Here is a 16,742-nt window from a genome sequence, read left to right on the forward strand (position 1 = left end):
TCGCGTGGCCGCGGCGCGGCGCTGAGCGGTCGGTGGGGGCTCATGCCGAGGGCGACACCGGATCGGAACACTCACAGAGATAACACGCCGAAAGATTTGACTCAATATATCAGGAACAATTCCGAAAATTTCGGTTCATCGTGCCAGGAGAGGAGCACCCGCGATTCGGGCCCGTCTCCCCTGTTCAACGCCTTGGTGGCGGGCCTGTGGAGGGCGCTCCTCCCGGCCGTGCGGTACTGAACGACGCACGCACGGCACTCGACGGGCACCGATGATCCGTTCACAGTTCGAAGCGGAAACTATCGCATCGTGATCGAAACTTTCGATGGCATCCGTCCCTGCGGTCATCTCACGCGAGGAAGGGGACCGGCGAGTCCGCCGGCCCCCTTCCCTCACGGGGTGTGACCCGAGGTCAGCTGCAGCCGCTGGTGCTGCCGCAGCCCTCGCAGACGTAGCAGCTTCCGGCCGGGCGCATCTTCGTGCCGCAGGTCAGGCACAGCGGCGCGTCCGCCGTACGGCCCTGGTGGCTCTCCAGGGAGGCCCCGGACCGGCGCGGCTCGGGCGCCGCCGCCGGCTGCGCCACCCCCTCGACCGGCGCGTCGGCACGCTTCTCGATGGGCGCCGACTGCGCCAGCGCGGCGGTGTCGACGTCCTGGATCGCGCCCGGGTCCTCGCCACGCTGCTGCGCGGCCCGCTCCGAGGCGGAGAAGATGCCGAGGGCCGCCCTGTCCTCGTACGGCAGGTAGTCGAGCGCGAGCCGCCGGAAGATGTAGTCCATCACGGACTGCGCCATCCGGACGTCCGGGTCGTCGGTCATCCCGGCGGGCTCGAACCGCATGTTGACGAACTTCTGCACATACGTGTCCAGCGGCACGCCGTACTGGAGGCCGATCGAGATCGCCACCGAGAAGGCGTCCATCACCCCCGCGAGCGTGCTGCCCTGCTTGGACATCTTGAGGAAGACCTCGCCCACGCCGTCGTCGGGGTAGGACGAGGCGGTCATGTAGCCCTTGGCCCCGCCCACCGTGAAGCGGGTGGTGGTGCTGGGCCGCTGGTTCGGCATCCGCCGCCGGGTCGGGCGCGCGACCTCCACGACCTGGACGACCGGCTCCTTCTCGGCGACCTCCGCGGCGGGCGCCTCCTCGGAGGTCTTCTTCGCGATCGACAGCGGCTGGCCGACCTTGCAGTTGTCGCGGTAGACGGCCAGCGCCTTGAGGCCGAGCCGCCAGCCCTCCAGGTAGACCTGCTCGATGTCGTCCACCGTGGCCGACTCGGGCAGGTTCACGGTCTTGGAGATCGCGCCGGACAGGAACGGCTGGACCGCCGCCATCATCCGGACGTGGCCCATCGGGGCGATGGCCCGCTCCCCCATCGCGCAGTCGAACACCTCGTAGTGCTCCTGCCGCAGGCCGGGAGCGTCCACGACGTGACCGTGCTCGGCGATGTACTCGACGATCGCCTCGACCTGCTCCTCCAGGTAGCCAAGCTGGCGCAGCGCCCGCGGGATCGTCTGGTTGACGATCTGCATCGAGCCGCCGCCGACGAGCTTCTTGAACTTCACCAGCGCCAGGTCGGGCTCGATGCCGGTGGTGTCGCAGTCCATCATCAGCCCGATGGTTCCCGTGGGCGCCAGCAGCGAGGCCTGCGCGTTCCGGTAGCCGTTCTTCTCCCCGGTGCGGAGGCACTCCTGCCACTGCCGGGTGGCCTCGGCGTGCAGGGCCTTGTCCATGTCGTCGAGCGTGCGCAGGTCGTCGTTGGCCGCGGCGTGCTTGCGCATGACCCGCTTGTGCGGCTCCGCGTTGCGCTGGTAGCCGTCGTACGGGCCGACGATCCCGGCGAGCTCGGCCGAGCGGCGGTAGGACACGGCGGTCATGAGCGAGGTGATGCCCGCGGCGATCGCCCGGCCGCCGTCGGAGTCGTACGCGTGGCCGGTCGCCATCAGCAGCGCGCCCAGGTTGGCGTAGCCGATGCCGAGCTGCCGGTACGCCCGGGTGGTCTCGGCGATCTTCTGCGTCGGGAAGTCGGCGAAGGTGATGGAGATGTCCATCGCCGTGATGATCAGCTCGGTGATCTTCACGAAGGTCGCGACGTCGAAGCTGTCGTCGTCGCGCAGGAACTTCAGCAGGTTGATCGAGGCGAGGTTGCAGGAGGAGTTGTCCAGGTGGACGTACTCCGAGCAGGGGTTGCTCGCCGTGATGCGCCCGGTCTCCGGGCAGGTGTGCCAGTCGTTGATCGTGTCGTCGTACTGCACGCCGGGGTCGGCGCACTCCCAGGCCGCCTGCGCCATCTTGCGGAACAGCGACCGGGACTCCACCTCCTCGATGACCTCGCCCGTCAGCCGGGCCCGCAGGCCGAAGTTCGATCCGGCCTCCACGGCGCGCATGAACTCGTCCGAGACGCGGACCGAGTTGTTGGCGTTCTGGTACTGGACGGACACGATGTCCTTGCCGCCGAGGTCCATGTCGAACCCGGCGTCGCGCAGCGCGCGGACCTTGTCCTCCTCGCGCGCCTTGGTCTCGATGAACTCCTCGATGTCGGGGTGGTCCACGTCGAGGACGACCATCTTCGCCGCCCTGCGGGTGGCGCCGCCCGACTTGATGGTCCCGGCGGAGGCGTCGGCGCCGCGCATGAACGAGACCGGGCCGCTCGCCGTGCCGCCGCTGGACAGCAGCTCCTTGGACGAGCGGATCCGGGAGAGGTTGACCCCCGAGCCCGAGCCGCCCTTGAAGATCACACCCTCTTCCTTGTACCAGTCGAGGATCGACTCCATCGTGTCGTCCACCGCGAGGATGAAACACGCGCTGACCTGCTGGGGGGAGCGGGTGCCGACGTTGAACCAGACCGGGGAGTTGAAGCTGAAGGTCTGGTGGATCAGCGCGTGCTTGAGCTCGTGGTCGAAGATCTCCGCGTCCTCCTCGGAGGCGAAGTAGCCGTTCTCGACGCCGGTCCGGGTGTAGACGCCCACCACCCGGTCGACGAGCTGCCGCAGGCTCGACTCGCGCTGCGGGGTGCCCACCGCACCCCGGAAGTACTTGGTGGTCACGATGTTGGCGGCGTTGACCGACCAGAAGGCCGGGAACTCCACGCCGTGCTGCTCGAAGTTGACCGAGCCGTCGCGCCAGTTGGTCATCACGACGTCGCGCCGCTCCCAGCGGACCTCGTCGTACGGGTGGACGCCCGGGGTGGTGAAGATGCGCTTCATCTTCAGGCCCTTGCGCGGACGCCTCGCTCCCCGGCCTCCCGCACCCGCCTCTGTGCCGCTCACGGTCTCCGTCATGACTTCCCCCTCCCGGGGCCCGATGGAGCCCCTCTTTCCGACCACGCTCGTTACACCCTCATCGTCGCGCCGCACGGCTCGCTCCTCGCCCCGCCCGCCGGCCCGGCGGCTACTCCCCGCCGCCGTGGGCCGCCCTGAGCCGCTCGATCTCGGCTTCGAAGTCCGCCAGCGTCTCGAAGCTCCGGTAGACCGACGCGAACCGCAGGTACGCCACCTCGTCCAGGTCGCGGAGCGGGCCCAGGATGGCCAGCCCCACTTCGTGCGAGGCGATCTCCGCGGCGCCGGTGGCCCGGATGGTCTCCTCCACGCGCTGCCCGAGCTGGGCGAGGGAGTCCTCGCCGACCGGGCGCCCCTGACAGGCCCGCCGTACGCCCGCGACGACCTTCTCCCGGGAGAACGGCTCGGTGACCCCGCTGCGTTTGCTCACCATGAGCAGCACGGTCTCCTGAGTGGTGAACCTGCGCCCGCATTCGGGGCAGGTGCGGCGGCGGCGGATGGCCGCCCCGTCTTCGGCTGCGCGGCTGTCCACGACCCGTGTGTCCGGGTGGCGACAGAACGGACAGTGCACTTCATCGCCTCCCTGAACGCACATCCCGAACACAAGGTGTAGTGAACTTACACCGCTGTGACTACTAGATGTTGGGGTCCAACGGTAGAAGTGCCCGTCCTTGAACGCAAGTCGAACCGGCCGTGGCGGGGGAAGTTCCTGTTCGCCGCGCGTGTCGCCCCACGCGCCCCAGGCGCATCCCCTGCCCCGGGCGCGGGGGAATAGGCCGTACGGCATTTTCGCGCCGGGATTTCTCCATTCCTTCTGAGCTGGGCGTACGACCGGCCAGGAAGATCGGGTAAATCGAACACGGGATCGATCGAACTCCCGTACGATGAGGAGAACGGCGAGATCGGCGATTTCGCTGGATATCGAACAATTGTTTGACGGTGATCTTGAATCGCGGTACGGTCGCTCTGTGCGACATGAGGAACACGGATTGAGAGGTGGCATCGTGAGTGACCGAAGTGAGCAGGCGAATGGCGTCGGCGACCTCGCGGTTCGTCGGCGCGACTCGCTTGGCCTCACCCCCAGGCAGCGGAAGATCCTCGAGGTGATCCGCGACTCGGTCCAGCAGCGCGGCTATCCGCCGTCCATGCGGGAGATCGGGGAGGCCGTCCAGCTGACCAGCACCTCCAGCGTGTCGCACCAGCTCACGGCGCTCCAGCGTAAGGGCTACCTCCGCCGGGACCCGCACCGCCCCCGGGCGCTGGAGGTCAGGCTCCCCGGCGAGCCGGTCCTGTGGGTCGACCCGGACGCCGCCGAGGAGGAGACCGGCTTCAACCGGCCCACCGCGGCGTACGTGCCGCTGGTCGGCCGCATCGCCGCCGGTGGCCCCATTCTCGCCGAGCAGAGCATCGAGGACGTGTTCGCGCTGCCCAAGCAGCTTGTCGGCGAGGGCACGCTGTTCCTGCTCCAGGTCTCCGGCGACTCGATGATCGAGGCCGCCATCGCCGACGGGGACTGGGTCGTGGTGCGGCAGCAGCCGGTCGCCGACAACGGCGACATCGTCGCGGCGATGATCGACGGCGAGGCCACCGTGAAGACGTTCAAGCGCAAGGACGGGCACGTGTGGCTGGTGCCGCACAACCCGAACTACGAGCCGATCCCCGGCGACGAGGCCACCGTGCTCGGCAAGGTCACGGCCGTCCTGCGCAAGCTGTAGATCCTGTGCCGGCGTCCCGCCGCGGGACGCCGGCATGATCACTCTCCGGATGACCGATATCTGGCGATTAGGGTGAGTCCCGTGAAACTCGACTCGCTCTCCCTGGAGGCCGCCCGCGCCCGTGACGGGATCAAGTGGGCCCTGGCCGCGCCCGGTGTCATCCCCGCCTGGGTCGCCGACATGGACTTTCCCGTGCCCGAGGCGGTCCGGGAGGCCGTCGCGCGCCGCGCGGCCACGGATCTCGGTTACCCCGCGTGGCTGGACCAGCCGACCGCCGGGCTGCTGGCGGAGGCCTTCGCCGAGCGGATGGAGGCGAGGTACGGCTGGCGGGCCGATCCCGCGCACGTGCGGTCCTACACCGACATCAACCAGGCTCTCCAGGTGCTGCTGCACCTCATGACCGAGCCCGGCGACGCCGTGGCGCTGCACGTCCCGGCCTACGACCCCTTCCTCGTCACCGTCACCGGGATGGGCCGCCGCCTGGTGCCGATGCCGCTGACGGCCGAGGGCCGGTTCGAGGTCCCCGCCGAGCCCGTACGCGTGCTCCTTCTGGTGAACCCGCAGAATCCGTCGGGCCGGTCGTTCACCCGGGAGGAGCTGGAGGGGCTCGCCGCGTACGCCGACCGGCACGGCACGCTGGTGATCGCGGACGAGATCCACGCCGACCTGACGTACGCCCCGGCCCGGCACATCCCGTTCGCCACGATCCTGCCCGAGCGGACGGTCACGCTGACCTCCGCCAGCAAGGCGTTCAACATGGGCGGGCTGCGCTGCTCGGTGGCCCATCTGGGCGCCAGGGACGTCAGGGACGCGCTCGGCCGTCAGCCCGCGCACCTCTACGGCGCGCCGAGCGTCCTCGGCGTGGAGGCCACGGTGGCCGCGTGGCGGCACGGCCACACGTGGCTGGAGGAGGTGCTGGCGATCCTGGACCGCAACCGCCGGCTCGTCGCCGAGCGGCTCCCGGCCGGGGTGGGGTACCGCCTGCCCGAGGCCACCTATCTCGCATGGCTCGACTTCGGCATCCCCGACGCCGCCTCCTTCGTCGAGCGGGAGGCCCGGGTCAGGCTCAACCCGGGCCCCAACTACGGAGGCGGCGACACGTTCGCCCGCCTCAACTTCGCGACGTCGGCGCCGATCCTGGAGGAGATCCTGGCCAGGATCGCCGCCGCGCTGAAGTGATCCGCTCGCTCAGCTCGCCGTGCAGGTGACCTGCGACGGCACGCCGTTGGTGCCGGACCAGCTCGCGTTGAACCCGAACGCCGTGGACGCCCCGGCGCCGAGCGCGCCGTTGTAGGACATGTTCGTCACCGTGACGTTGGATCCGCTCGCGCTGAGCGTGCCGTTCCAGAGCTGGCTGATGCTCTGCCCGTTCGGGAAGGCCCACTTCACGGTCCAGCCCGAGATGGCGGAGCCGCCCGCCTTCACCGTGACCTCACCCTGGAAGCCGCCGCTGTACTGGTTGACGACCTTGTAGGTGGCGGTGCAGGACTTGCCCCCGTTCCCGCTGGGGGACGCGGACGGTGACGCTGATGGGGACGCCGACGGGGACGCCGACGGAGAGGCCGAGGGGGACGCCGACGGGGACACCGACGGGGACACCGACGGAGAGGCCGAGGGCGACTGCGGATTGCCGCCCACCGGCGGGATCAGGTACGGCGAGATGATGCTCTGCTTGGCCTGGTCGACGGTGGCCCAGTCGTCCTTCAGAATGCCGCCCGTGTCACCCGAGTTGGGGTTCCACGACCAGTAGGTGAAGGACATGCCGTTCACGCCGGTGCCCAGGTACTTCATGAGCTCCTGGAGCCAGATCTTGTCGGTGTTGCTGGCCAGCGTGGTGCCGAACTCGCCCACCATGATCGGCGCGATGTTCTGCTTGTAGATGTAGCCGAAGTACTTGTCCCAGATGGCCGGCATGTTCGCCGGGTACGTCGGGTCGTCGAACCACGGCTGGTGGTAGACCGACGTGGCGTACTCGTGCGGCGAGTAGACGAGCCGGTTGGCGACGTTCAGCCGGACGGGGAACTGCCCGGCCTTGGTGAGGTTGCCGCCCCACCAGCCGCAGTCCTCGTCGTTGCTGGTGTCGTTGTCCCAGACGTTGGACAGGCCGCCGCTCGGGCAGCTCACGCCCTCCACGAAGATCAGCCAGTTGGGCTGGACGGAGAGGATCGCGTTGCCCGCCCGCTCGGCCGCGAGCCGCCAGTCGCGCGCCTGGTCGCCGCAGCCCCAGCAGGAGCCGGTAGCGTTCGGGTTGGTGCCGTCGGCGTGCGGCTCGTTGTGCAGGTCGGCCCCGATGACCGTGGTGTTGCCGGCGTAGTGCTGGGCCAGCGACTTCCAGTCGGCGAGCCAGGTCGACTCCGGCACGGTCGAGGTGTACCACAGCGCCGTCTGACCCGCGCTGGTCGGCCGGTGCCGGTCGAGGATGATCCGCATGCCCTTCTGGCCCGCGTAGTCCACGACCTTGTCGAGGATCTGCAGCGGGGACAGGCCGATGAGATCGGGGTTGGATGCGGTGTTGACGCTCGTCGCCTGCGCGCCCGGCTTCAGCGCGTCGTCGGAGAACGGCACCCGGATCGTGTTGTAGCCCAGGTTCGCCATGAGGTCGAGCTGGCTCCTCCACGGGTTGCTGGCCCACAGCCCGTGGAAGGTCTTGTTGTCGGTCTCCATGCCGAACCAGTTGATGCCGGTCAGCCGGACGGTGGCGCCGGTGCTGTCGACGATCTTGTTCCCGCTGGTGTGCAGGTAGCCGGTGCCCGTGCCGGCCGCGTTCGCCGGTGAACCGGTGGCGACGAGCACGGTCGCCGCCATCGCGACGGCGGTCGCCAGCCCGCCGAGAATGCGTCTGTACAAGACGTGCCTCCCACGCGGGGCGCACGCCACCGGTGAGCCGTACGGTCAGGCGCGCACCCCAGACCACCGCCGGAGCGGTGGTGGTCGCGGCATGCCCTGACCGCACGCCTCATCTGTATGAGTGGTTTTGTGGCTCGGGCGTAATTTTGTCCGGACAGCTGCCCGATCGTCAACGTCCGCTCACGGGACGATGTTGACGAGCTTCGGCGCCCGCACGATGACCTTGCGCGGCGCGCCGTCCAGGTACGCCCTGACCTTCTCCGACTCCAGGGCCAGCGCCTCCAGGTCGGCCTCGGAGATGTCCGGGGACACCTCCAGCCGGTCGCGGACCTTGCCCGCCACCTGGACCACGGCCGTGACCGACTCCTGCACCAGCAGCGCCGGGTCGGCCTGCGGCCAGCCCGCCTTCGCGACCGACGGCGCGTGGCCGAGCCGCTCCCAGCCCTCCTCCGCGACGTACGGCGCGACCAGCGACAGCATGACCGCCAGGGTCTCGGCGGCCTCGCGGACGGCGGGGTCGGCGGCGCCGGGGCCGGCGTCGATCGCCTTGCGGGCGGCCGAGGTCAGCTCCATCATGCGGGCCACCGCGACGTTGAAGCGGTGGCCGTCGACGAGCCGGGTGACCTCGTCGATGGTCCGGTGGGTGACCTTGCGCAGTTCGACGTCGCCGCCGGAGAAGCCCGTCCCGGGGGCGGACGCCGCTCCGGCCTCCGTCATCACGCGGAACGCGCGGGCCAGGAACTTCTGCGACGCGGCCGGCGAGACGTCGGCCCAGTCGATGTCGTCCTCCGGCGGCCCGGCGAAGATCATCGTCAGCCGGACGGCGTCCACGCCGTAGTTGTCGATCTGCTCGCCCAGGTCCACGCCGTTGCCCAGCGACTTCGACATCGCCTTGCCCCGGTTGATCACTTGGCCCTGGTTGAGCAGGCGCTCGAAGGGCTCGACGAAGTCCACCATGCCCATGTCGTGCAGGACCTTGGTGAAGAACCGCGCGTACAGCAGGTGGAGCACGGCGTGCTCGACGCCGCCGACGTACTGGTCGATCGGGCCCCACTTGCCGACCTTCTCCACGTCGAAGGGGCCGTCGGTGTAGCCCGGGTCGCAGTAGCGCAGGAAGTACCACGACGAGTCGACGAAGGTGTCCATCGTGTCGGTGTCCCGCTGGGCGGAGCCGCCGCACTTGGGGCAGGAGACGTTGACCCAGTCCGTGGCGGCGGCCAGCGGCGAGACGCCCTTCGGCTTGAGGTCCGCGCCGCGCAGGTCGGGCAGCGTGACCGGCAGCTGGTCGTCCGGCACCGGGACCTCGCCGCAGTCCAGGCAGTGGATGATCGGAATCGGCGTGCCCCAGAACCGCTGCCGCGACAGCAGCCAGTCGCGCAGGCGGTAGTTGACCGCGGCCCTGCCGGTGCCGCGCTCCTCCAGGACCTCGATGATCTTCTGGATCGCCTCGGCCTTCGTCAGCCCGTCGAGGGGGCCGGAGTTGACCAGCGTGCCCTCGCCGGGGGTGGCGACACCGGTCTCGCCCGGGTCGGCCAGGCCGGTGTGCACGACGACCTTCACCGGCAGGCCGAATTTCCGCGCGAAGTCGAGGTCGCGCTGGTCGTGGGCGGGCACCGCCATGATCGCGCCATGGCCGTAGTCGGACAGCACGTAGTCGGCGGCCCAGACGGGGATGCGCTCCCCGCTGACCGGGTTGACCGCGTAGACGCCCAGGAAGACGCCGGTCTTCTCCTTCTCGGTGGACAGCCGCTCGATGTCGGAGAGCTTGGCGACCTCGGCGCGGTAGGCGGCCAGCGCCTCGGCCTGCTCGGGGGCGACGATCTCCTCCGCCAGCGGGGCGTCCGCCGCGACGACGAAGAACGTCGCGCCGTACAGCGTGTCGGGGCGGGTGGTGTAGACGGTGACCGGCTCGTCGCGGCCCTCGATCTCGAACCGGACGTCGGCGCCGGTGGAGCGGCCGATCCAGTTGCGCTGCATCGTCAGGATACGCTCGGGCCAGCCGTCCTGGATCCGCGCCATGTCGTCGAGCAGGCGGTCGGCGTAGTCAGTGATCTTGAAGTACCACTGGGTCAGCTCGCGGCGGACGACGTCGGCGCCGCAGCGCTCGCACTTGCCCGCGACGACCTGCTCGTTCGCCAGCACGGTCTGGTCCTGAGGGCACCAGTTGACCAGGCCGCCCTTGCGGTAGGCCAGGCCCCGCTCGTAGAAGCGGGTGAACAGCCACTGGTTCCAGTGGTAGTACTCCGGGTCGCTGGTGTGCAGGCGGCGCGACCAGTCGAAGGAGATCGCGTACCGCTTGAACGAGTTCGCCTGTGTCTCGATGTTCGCGTACGTCCACTCGGCCGGGTGGGCGTTGCGCTTGATCGCGGCGTTCTCGGCGGGCAGGCCGAAGGAGTCCCACCCGATGGGGTGCAGGACGTTGTAGCCCTTCTGGAACCAGTACCGCGCGACGACGTCGCCGATCGCGAAGACCTCGCCGTGTCCCATGTGGAGGTCGCCGGAGGGGTAGGGGAACATGTCGAGCATGTACTTGCGCGGCCTGGTGTCCGCGGCGTCCTCGACCGCCGCGAAGGGGTTCGACTCCTCCCACCGCGGCAGCCACTTGGCCTGCAGCGCCTGCGGGTCGTACACCGGCTCGTCCACTTCCACTCCTCGCCCGGCGGCAGAATCAGGGTTGATGACGCCCGCCCGGGCAACCCCTGCCATACGATCGGGGCGGCCCGCGCCTGCGCGCTCTCACGCGCCGAGCTGTGAGACGGATGCCCCAAGTACGGGGTGGCCCAGTGCAGGTGACGCAGTGCAGGGTGGCGGCACGCGTGTCAAGCGTAGCGCAGTCGCCCATGTGGCCGCGGTTCCGATCATCCGGGGCTGACCTTGCGTGTCAAAGTGCGATACCCGATGGTGATAGTTCCGTTGTGACCTCTTATGTCCGCTCGCTTACTGTGCTTGCGTGGCCAACTCTTTCCCGCCTCCGGACTTGCCGATGCAGGACCCGCCCACCGACCCCACCGGTGAGCAGTTCCGCGGGGCATTCTCCGGTTTCGCTGCGGCAGCCCCCGGCTCCCATGAGATCATGCCAGGCACCCCCAATTCGGGCATGATCTCGGGAGGTAGCGTGCCCTCGGACCGCAGCGAGCCCCAGCGGGCGCCGGCCTGGCCGGAGGTCCCCCCGGCCTGGCCCGAGATCCCTCCGCCGGCCTCCTTCACGCCCACTGTGCGCTCCTTCGTCGAGGGCGCGCCGCGCGACACGGACGCGGCGACCATGGCGGGCCCCCCGCCCGGCGCGGCCCCGCGCATGCCCACCCCCGCCTTCGGCGAGCCCGGCCCGCCGCCGCGGTCCCCCGCGGGCCCGGCCGGCCCCGCCACCCCGGCCGCCCCGTTCACCCCCTCGGTCCGGTCGTACGCCGAGACCTCCCAGCCCGTCTCGCCGCCGTCCCGGCCCGTCCCCCCGCACGCCCAGCCGCCCATGTCGACGGCTCCGCCGCCCCCGCCCCAGCCGGACGACCCGTACCGGCCGTTCGTGACGGCGGGACAGATCAGCGGGCCCAAGACGCCTCCGGCGCACCGGCAGCAGGAGCTGTGGAACACGGTCTTCGGGGAGAACTACCGGGCGATCGACGAGTACGAGGACGACGGGCCCGGCCGTCCGGTCTGGCTGTACGCGCTGGTGGCCTCGGTCGTGGCCGTGCTGGTGGCGGTGCTGGTCTGGGCGTTCGGCGCCGGGCCGCTCAGCTCGGGCAGGTCGGCCGAGGCGGCGACCCCGCCCAAGCCCTCGGCCACCGCGCCCCGCGCCAGTGCCAAGCCACAGGCACAGGTGCCGCAACTGCCCGTCTACGAGGGCACCGCCTCCCCGGTGAAGGGCGTGCTCACCGACACCGCCGGCCGGATCACGCTGCCGAGGCTCGGCGGCCCCTGGCAGGCGGACACCGACCCCGCCCAGACCAAGGCGACGTACGGCTTCACCACCCGGCAGTACGTGCCCGCCGGCATGACCACCAAGGGCAAGCGGGAGTTCGCCGTGGTGATGTCGGGGCCGCTGGCGCAGTCGCTCGCGGTGAAGTACACCACGCCCGACAAGATGGGCTCCGTCCTCAGCGCGGTCATGTACCGCGCGCGGCTGACGCAGTTCCCCAAGGACAACAAGGTCACCAAGACCGCGCAGCAGCGCCTGTCGCGGGGCGGCATGACCGGTCTGCTGGCCTCCTACAAGGTGACCGCCGACGGCGGCTCCACCACGGTCGTGATCGCCGCCGTCGACACCGGCGCGGACCTTCCCACGATCGTCTACATGGCGGTGCCGGAGCTGAAGAACGACCTGCTGCCCGACGTCAACACGGTGGTCCGCTCGATCAAGCCGATCCGCTGAGGACCCGCCCCGCCGTCAGAACACGCGCCGTCAGAACGTGCAGGGCATGTGCTTGATGCCGTTGATGAAGCTGGACAGCAGGCGCTCCGGCTCGCCCGCCTCGATGCGGGGGACCCGGCGCAGCAGTTCGCGGAACATCACGGTGATCTCGCGGCGGGCCAGGTGGGCGCCGAGGCAGAAGTGAGGGCCGGGGCCGCCGAACCCGACGTGCGGGTTGGGGTCGCGCGTGATGTCGAACCGCAGCGGGTCGGCGAACACCCGCTCGTCCCGGTTGGCCGCCCAGTAGAACAGCAGCACCTTCTCGCCCGCGCGGTAGCGCGTGCCGTTCATCTCGTGGTCCCGGGTGACCTTGCGGCGCATGTAGTTGACCGGCGCCGCCAGCCGGACGATCTCCTCGACGGCGCGCGGCGCGCGGCCCTCGAAGTCCTCCAGCCAGAGCCGCCGCTGCCCGGGGTTGAGGGTGAGCAGGCGCATGCCGGAGGAGATGGCGTTGCGGGTCGTCTCGTTGCCCGCCACGACGAGCAGGATGAAGAACGAGGCGAGTTCCTGGGCGGTCAGCCGTTCCCCGTCGATGTTGGCGTTGACCAGCGACGAGATGAGGTCGCCGGTGGGCCGCTCGGTCCGGTGCGCGGCGAGGTCCTCCACCAGCTGCTGCAGCTCCATCGCGGCGGTGAGCAGCGCGTGGGCGATGCCCTGCGGGTCGCCGACATACTCGGGGTCGGTGGCACCGAGGATGACGTTCGACCGGTCGAAGACGAAGCCGTAGTCCTTCTCCGGGATTCCGGCCATGTCGCAGATGATCTTCAGTGGCAGCTTCGCGGCCACCTCGGTCACGAAGTCGCAGCCGGGCCCGGTCTCCAGCAGGTCGTCCACGATGCGGGACGCCGCCGCCTCGACGTCGGCCTCGAACTGCCTGATCATGCGTGGGGTGAACGCCCGGGAGACGATGCGCCGCAGGCGGGCGTGCCGCGGGTCGTCCATGTTGATCATTGAGCCGAAGTACTCGGTGAACTCCGCGGGCAGGTCGGGGATGTTGGTCGCCCCGCCGTCGCCGGAGCAGAAGATCTCGGGAGTGCGGCTGGCCTCCAGGATGTCGGCGTGCCGGACGAGCGCGTGGTAGCCGGGGCCGCGCGTCCCGGCGAAGTTGATCTCGGGCTCGGCGAAGAAGGCCGGTGTGTCCAGGTCGCGCAGCAGCCGGAAGGCGTGTTCCCGCTCCTCGTCCGGCCGGGCCCAGAAGTCCCAGCTCGACAGGTCGATGTCCGGCACGGAGGTGATGGGCGCCCGCCCCGTGGGCCACGTGGTCATGGACCCGCCCTTCGACGTAGACCAGAACGACATTCGGTGGTCAGTCTGCCACAGCGCCGGGATCAGGAGCGGAAGGATTGCGGCAGGGCGGAGGCCTGCGCCTGCCGGTAGCGCGAGGGCGGGATGCCGTACAGGTCGACGAAGGCCTGGCGGAGGGTCTCGGCCGTGCCGAAGCCGCACCGGGCCGCGACGGCGGCCACCGGCAACGAGGTGGTGGCCAGAAGATGGGCGGCGGCCTCGGCCCGGGCCCGGCGGACGAACCGGCCCGGCGTCTGGCCGAGGTGCCGGAGGAACAGCCGGGTCAGGTGACGCTCGCTCACCCCCGCCGCGGCCGCGAGGGCGGCGGTGCCCAGATCGGCGCCGAGGTGGCCGGTGACGTGGTCGACGACCCGCCTGACCAGGTCGTCGCCGGGGGGCGGGCCTTCGGTGAACATGCTCATCTGCGCCTGGTTGCCGGGACGCTGCAGATAGGTCACCAGATGGCGGGCCACCTCCCGGGCCAGGGCGGAGCCGTTGTCCTCCTCGATGAAGGCGAGGGTCAGGTCCAGTGCGCTGGTGACGCCCGCCGCCGTGGTGACGTTGCCGTCCCGGATGAAGATCGGGGCGGCGTCCACGGTGATCTCGGGGTGGCGCGAGGCGAGCGTGGAGGCGTACCCCCAGTGCGTGGTGACGCGCCGGCCGTCGAGCAGCCCGGCGGCGGCCAGCACCGCCGCGCCCGTGCACACCGAGGCGACGCGGCGGCTCTCCCGGGCCAGACGGCGGACGTGCCCGACGATCACCCGGTTGGCGGCGGCCAGCTCGTGCCCGATCCCCCCGGACAGCACGAGCGTGTCCAGCGGCCCGGTGACGCGTTCGAGGGCCTGCTGCGCCTGCAGCGTCAGCCCGCTGCCACAGGTGATGGGCAGTCCGGACGGGGTGACCAGGCACACCTCGTACGGAGGCGCGGCGCCCTGGACGTTCGCCATGATGAGGCTCGACGTCACGCACGCGATGTCCAGCAGTTCCGCCGCGTGGTACCCGACCACGACCACCCGCCGCGAGATCACACCCGGACTGTACGTCACAGGGACCGGTATCCCAAGTTTCCGGACCTCTCGGCGGCCGGATACTTCGCGGAGCCCCCGGCCGCCGGGACAGTCGAGCCATGACACAGACGACGCCCGCCCAGCACACCGGCACCCCGTCCAGCCACCCGGCCGCCCCGCGGCGATGGAGACGATTCGCCCTGCACTACCTCGAAATGGTCGTGGCGATGTTCGCCGGGATGTTCGCGCTCGGCCTGCTGTGGTCCGCTCTGGGGATCGAGCTCTCCCACACCCGCGACCCCGAGCTCGCCTACCTGCTGATGGCGTTCGACATGTCGGTGGGCATGGCCGTGTGGATGCGCGTGCGCGGCCACGCCTGGGCCGCGACGCTGGAGATGTGCGGCGCCATGTTCGTCCCGGTCGTGCCGTTGTTCCCGCTCCTGTGGCTGGGCCTGATCGACGGGATGACCGTGATGGTCCTCGCGCACGTCGCGATGTTCCCGCTGATGCTGGCGGCCATGCTTCACCGGCGCGACGAGTACGCCCACTGCTGACCACACCGCTGACGACGCTGCCGACCGGGCACTCAAAATCGGGCGAATCAGCCGTTACGCTGAGGTACCTACCGGTTGGTATGGACCACGCGTCCGACAGAAAGAGGAGCGGCAGATGCTCAACCTGGCCGTCGTGCTGGAGGACAGCGCACGTGACACGCCCGACGCCACCGCGGTCGTCTTCGGAGACCTCCGCCTGCCGTACTCACTCGTGAACACCATCGCCAACCAGGTCGCCAACCTGCTCGCCGCCCGCGGTGTGGGCAGGGGCGACAAGGTCGCCCTCGCCTGCCCGAACCTGCCGTACTTCCCGTTCGTGTACTACGGGATCCTCAAGGCGGGCGCGACCGTGGTCCCGCTGAACGTGCTGCTGCAGGCCAGGGAGATCGCCTACCACCTGGACGACTCCGACGCCAAGGCGTTCTTCTGCTTCGAGGGCACGCCGGAACTGCCGCTGGGCGAGCGCGGCCGGGCCGGGTTCGCCGAGGCCGGCCGGGCCGAGCACTTCGTCGTGCTGCCGGCCACCCCGTTCGCCACCGAGTCCGCGTACGGCGAGACGCTGTGGGCGGCGCTCGACGGGATGCCGGGCGAGTTCGAGACCGTGCAGACCTCCCCGGAGGACACGGCGGTCATCCTCTACACGAGCGGCACCACCGGGCAGCCCAAGGGCGCGGAACTGTCCCATCAGAACATGGTGATGAACGCCGTCATCAGTGACGAGATGTTCCGGCGCCAGGACCGGAACGCCTACCTCGTGGCGCTGCCGCTGTTCCACTCCTTCGGGCAGACCGTGCTGATGAACGCGGGGTTCCGGCGCCGCGCCACGCTCGTGCTGATGCCGCGCTTCGAGCCGGCCGGGGCCCTCGCCCTGATGGAGCAGGAGGAGGTCACCCTGTTCGCCGGGGTGCCGACGATGTACTGGGCGATGCTCACCGCGGTGCGCACAGGGGCCGCCGCGGCGCCGTCGTCGCTGGTCACCGCGGCCTCCGGCGGGTCCGCGCTGCCGGTCGAGGTGCTCAAGGACTTCAGCGCGACGTTCGGGGTGGACATCCTGGAGGGCTACGGCCTGTCGGAGACCTCGCCGGTGGCCTCGTTCAACCAGCCGGGCCGCCCCGCCAAGGCCGGCTCGATCGGCACCCCGGTCTGGGGCGTCGAGATGAAACTGGTGGACCCCGAGTGGAACACCGTCGGCGACGCGGACGGCATCGGCGAGATCGCCGTCCGCGGCCACAACATCATGAAGGGCTACCACAACCGGCCCGAGGCGACCGCGGAGGTCATGCGGGACGGCTGGTTCCGCACCGGCGACATGGCCCGGCGCGACGAGGACGGCTACTACTTCATCGTCGACCGGGCCAAGGACATGATCATCAGGGGTGGGTTCAACGTCTATCCCCGGGAGATCGAGGAGGTCCTCATGACCCACCCGGCGGTCTCGCTCGCCGCGGTCGTCGGGGTGCCCCACGAGTCGCACGGCGAGGAGGTCAAGGCGTACGTCATCCGGACGCCCGGCGACACGACCACCGAGGAGGAACTGGTGGCGTGGAGCAGGGAGACGATGGCGGCCTACAAGTACCCGCGGATCGTGGAGTTCCGCGAGTCCCTGCCGATGACCGCCACCGGCAAGATCCTCAAGCGCGAGCTGCGGTAGCCGCC

General features: G+C 70.1%; 11 protein-coding genes. 5 read left to right on the forward strand and 6 right to left on the reverse strand.

Going from position 1 to position 16,742, the window contains the following annotated elements; translation table 11 throughout:
- Positions 1-412 precede the first annotated feature (412 nt).
- Together F5972_RS07615 and nrdR are read right to left on the reverse strand one after the other, a co-directional pair.
- Positions 413-3,277 (reverse strand): vitamin B12-dependent ribonucleotide reductase, encoded by a 2,865-nt coding sequence (locus F5972_RS07615; protein ID WP_150932426.1) that lies wholly within the window; start codon positions 3,275-3,277, stop codon positions 413-415.
- A gap of 109 nt (positions 3,278-3,386) precedes the next feature.
- Positions 3,387-3,845 (reverse strand): transcriptional regulator NrdR, encoded by a 459-nt coding sequence (gene nrdR, locus F5972_RS07620; RefSeq protein ID WP_111697938.1) that lies wholly within the window; start codon positions 3,843-3,845, stop codon positions 3,387-3,389.
- 430 nt (positions 3,846-4,275) lie between these two features.
- Between nrdR and lexA the strand changes: the two genes are divergently transcribed.
- On the forward strand, positions 4,276-4,989 hold the full coding sequence (gene lexA, locus F5972_RS07625; protein ID WP_404803042.1) for a transcriptional repressor LexA: 714 nt from the start codon (positions 4,276-4,278) through the stop codon (positions 4,987-4,989).
- Positions 4,990-5,070: 81 nt separating this feature from the next.
- Positions 5,071-6,168, forward strand: a complete 1,098-nt coding sequence (locus F5972_RS07630) for a MalY/PatB family protein (RefSeq protein ID WP_225311244.1) — start codon at positions 5,071-5,073, stop codon at positions 6,166-6,168.
- A 9-nt stretch (positions 6,169-6,177) separates the two neighbouring features.
- On the opposite strand, the gene F5972_RS07635 is transcribed toward F5972_RS07630, so the two are convergent.
- Together F5972_RS07635 and leuS are read right to left on the reverse strand one after the other, a co-directional pair.
- A complete protein-coding gene (locus F5972_RS07635) occupies positions 6,178-7,836 on the reverse strand; it encodes a cellulase family glycosylhydrolase (protein WP_225311245.1) in 1,659 nt (552 codons plus the stop codon).
- Positions 7,837-8,016: 180 nt separating this feature from the next.
- Positions 8,017-10,479: a leucine--tRNA ligase gene (gene leuS, locus F5972_RS07640; protein ID WP_225311246.1), complete on the reverse strand. Its 2,463-nt coding sequence runs from the start codon at positions 10,477-10,479 to the stop codon at positions 8,017-8,019.
- A 430-nt stretch (positions 10,480-10,909) separates the two neighbouring features.
- Here leuS and F5972_RS07645 point away from each other — a divergent pair, with 430 nt between their 5' ends.
- A complete protein-coding gene (locus F5972_RS07645) occupies positions 10,910-12,202 on the forward strand; it encodes a hypothetical protein (protein WP_150932433.1) in 1,293 nt (430 codons plus the stop codon).
- A gap of 30 nt (positions 12,203-12,232) precedes the next feature.
- Here the strand turns inward: F5972_RS07645 and F5972_RS07650 are convergent, their stop codons facing one another.
- Entirely contained in the window at positions 12,233-13,507 is a 1,275-nt protein-coding gene (locus F5972_RS07650) for a cytochrome P450 (RefSeq protein WP_150932435.1), read from the reverse strand.
- A 62-nt stretch (positions 13,508-13,569) separates the two neighbouring features.
- Positions 13,570-14,553: a GlxA family transcriptional regulator gene (locus F5972_RS07655; RefSeq protein WP_225311247.1), complete on the reverse strand. Its 984-nt coding sequence runs from the start codon at positions 14,551-14,553 to the stop codon at positions 13,570-13,572.
- 98 nt (positions 14,554-14,651) lie between these two features.
- On the opposite strand from F5972_RS07655, the gene F5972_RS07660 reads away from it, so the two are divergent.
- Together F5972_RS07660 and F5972_RS07665 are read left to right on the forward strand one after the other, a co-directional pair.
- Positions 14,652-15,086: a hypothetical protein gene (locus F5972_RS07660; RefSeq protein WP_225311248.1), complete on the forward strand. Its 435-nt coding sequence runs from the start codon at positions 14,652-14,654 to the stop codon at positions 15,084-15,086.
- Between the two features lie 115 nt (positions 15,087-15,201).
- Entirely contained in the window at positions 15,202-16,737 is a 1,536-nt protein-coding gene (locus F5972_RS07665; RefSeq protein ID WP_150932437.1) for a long-chain-fatty-acid--CoA ligase, read from the forward strand.
- Positions 16,738-16,742: the final 5 nt, after the last annotated feature.

The organism is Microbispora cellulosiformans (assembly GCF_008728085.1).
In the GTDB taxonomy this organism is placed as follows: Bacteria; Actinomycetota; Actinomycetes; order Streptosporangiales; family Streptosporangiaceae; genus Microbispora; species Microbispora amethystogenes.

What these genes read in the sequence shown, in the direction of transcription:
- F5972_RS07615 (WP_150932426.1), bottom strand. Translation starts at nt 3,277, where the DNA reads ATGACGGAGACCGTGAGCGGCACAGAGGCGGGTGCGGGAGGCCGGGGA.
- F5972_RS07645 (WP_150932433.1), top strand. Translation starts at nt 10,910, where the DNA reads ATGCCAGGCACCCCCAATTCGGGCATGATCTCGGGAGGTAGCGTGCCC.
- F5972_RS07650 (WP_150932435.1), bottom strand. Translation starts at nt 13,507, where the DNA reads ATGACCACGTGGCCCACGGGGCGGGCGCCCATCACCTCCGTGCCGGAC.
- F5972_RS07660 (WP_225311248.1), top strand. Translation starts at nt 14,652, where the DNA reads ATGACACAGACGACGCCCGCCCAGCACACCGGCACCCCGTCCAGCCAC.
- F5972_RS07665 (WP_150932437.1), top strand. Translation starts at nt 15,202, where the DNA reads ATGCTCAACCTGGCCGTCGTGCTGGAGGACAGCGCACGTGACACGCCC.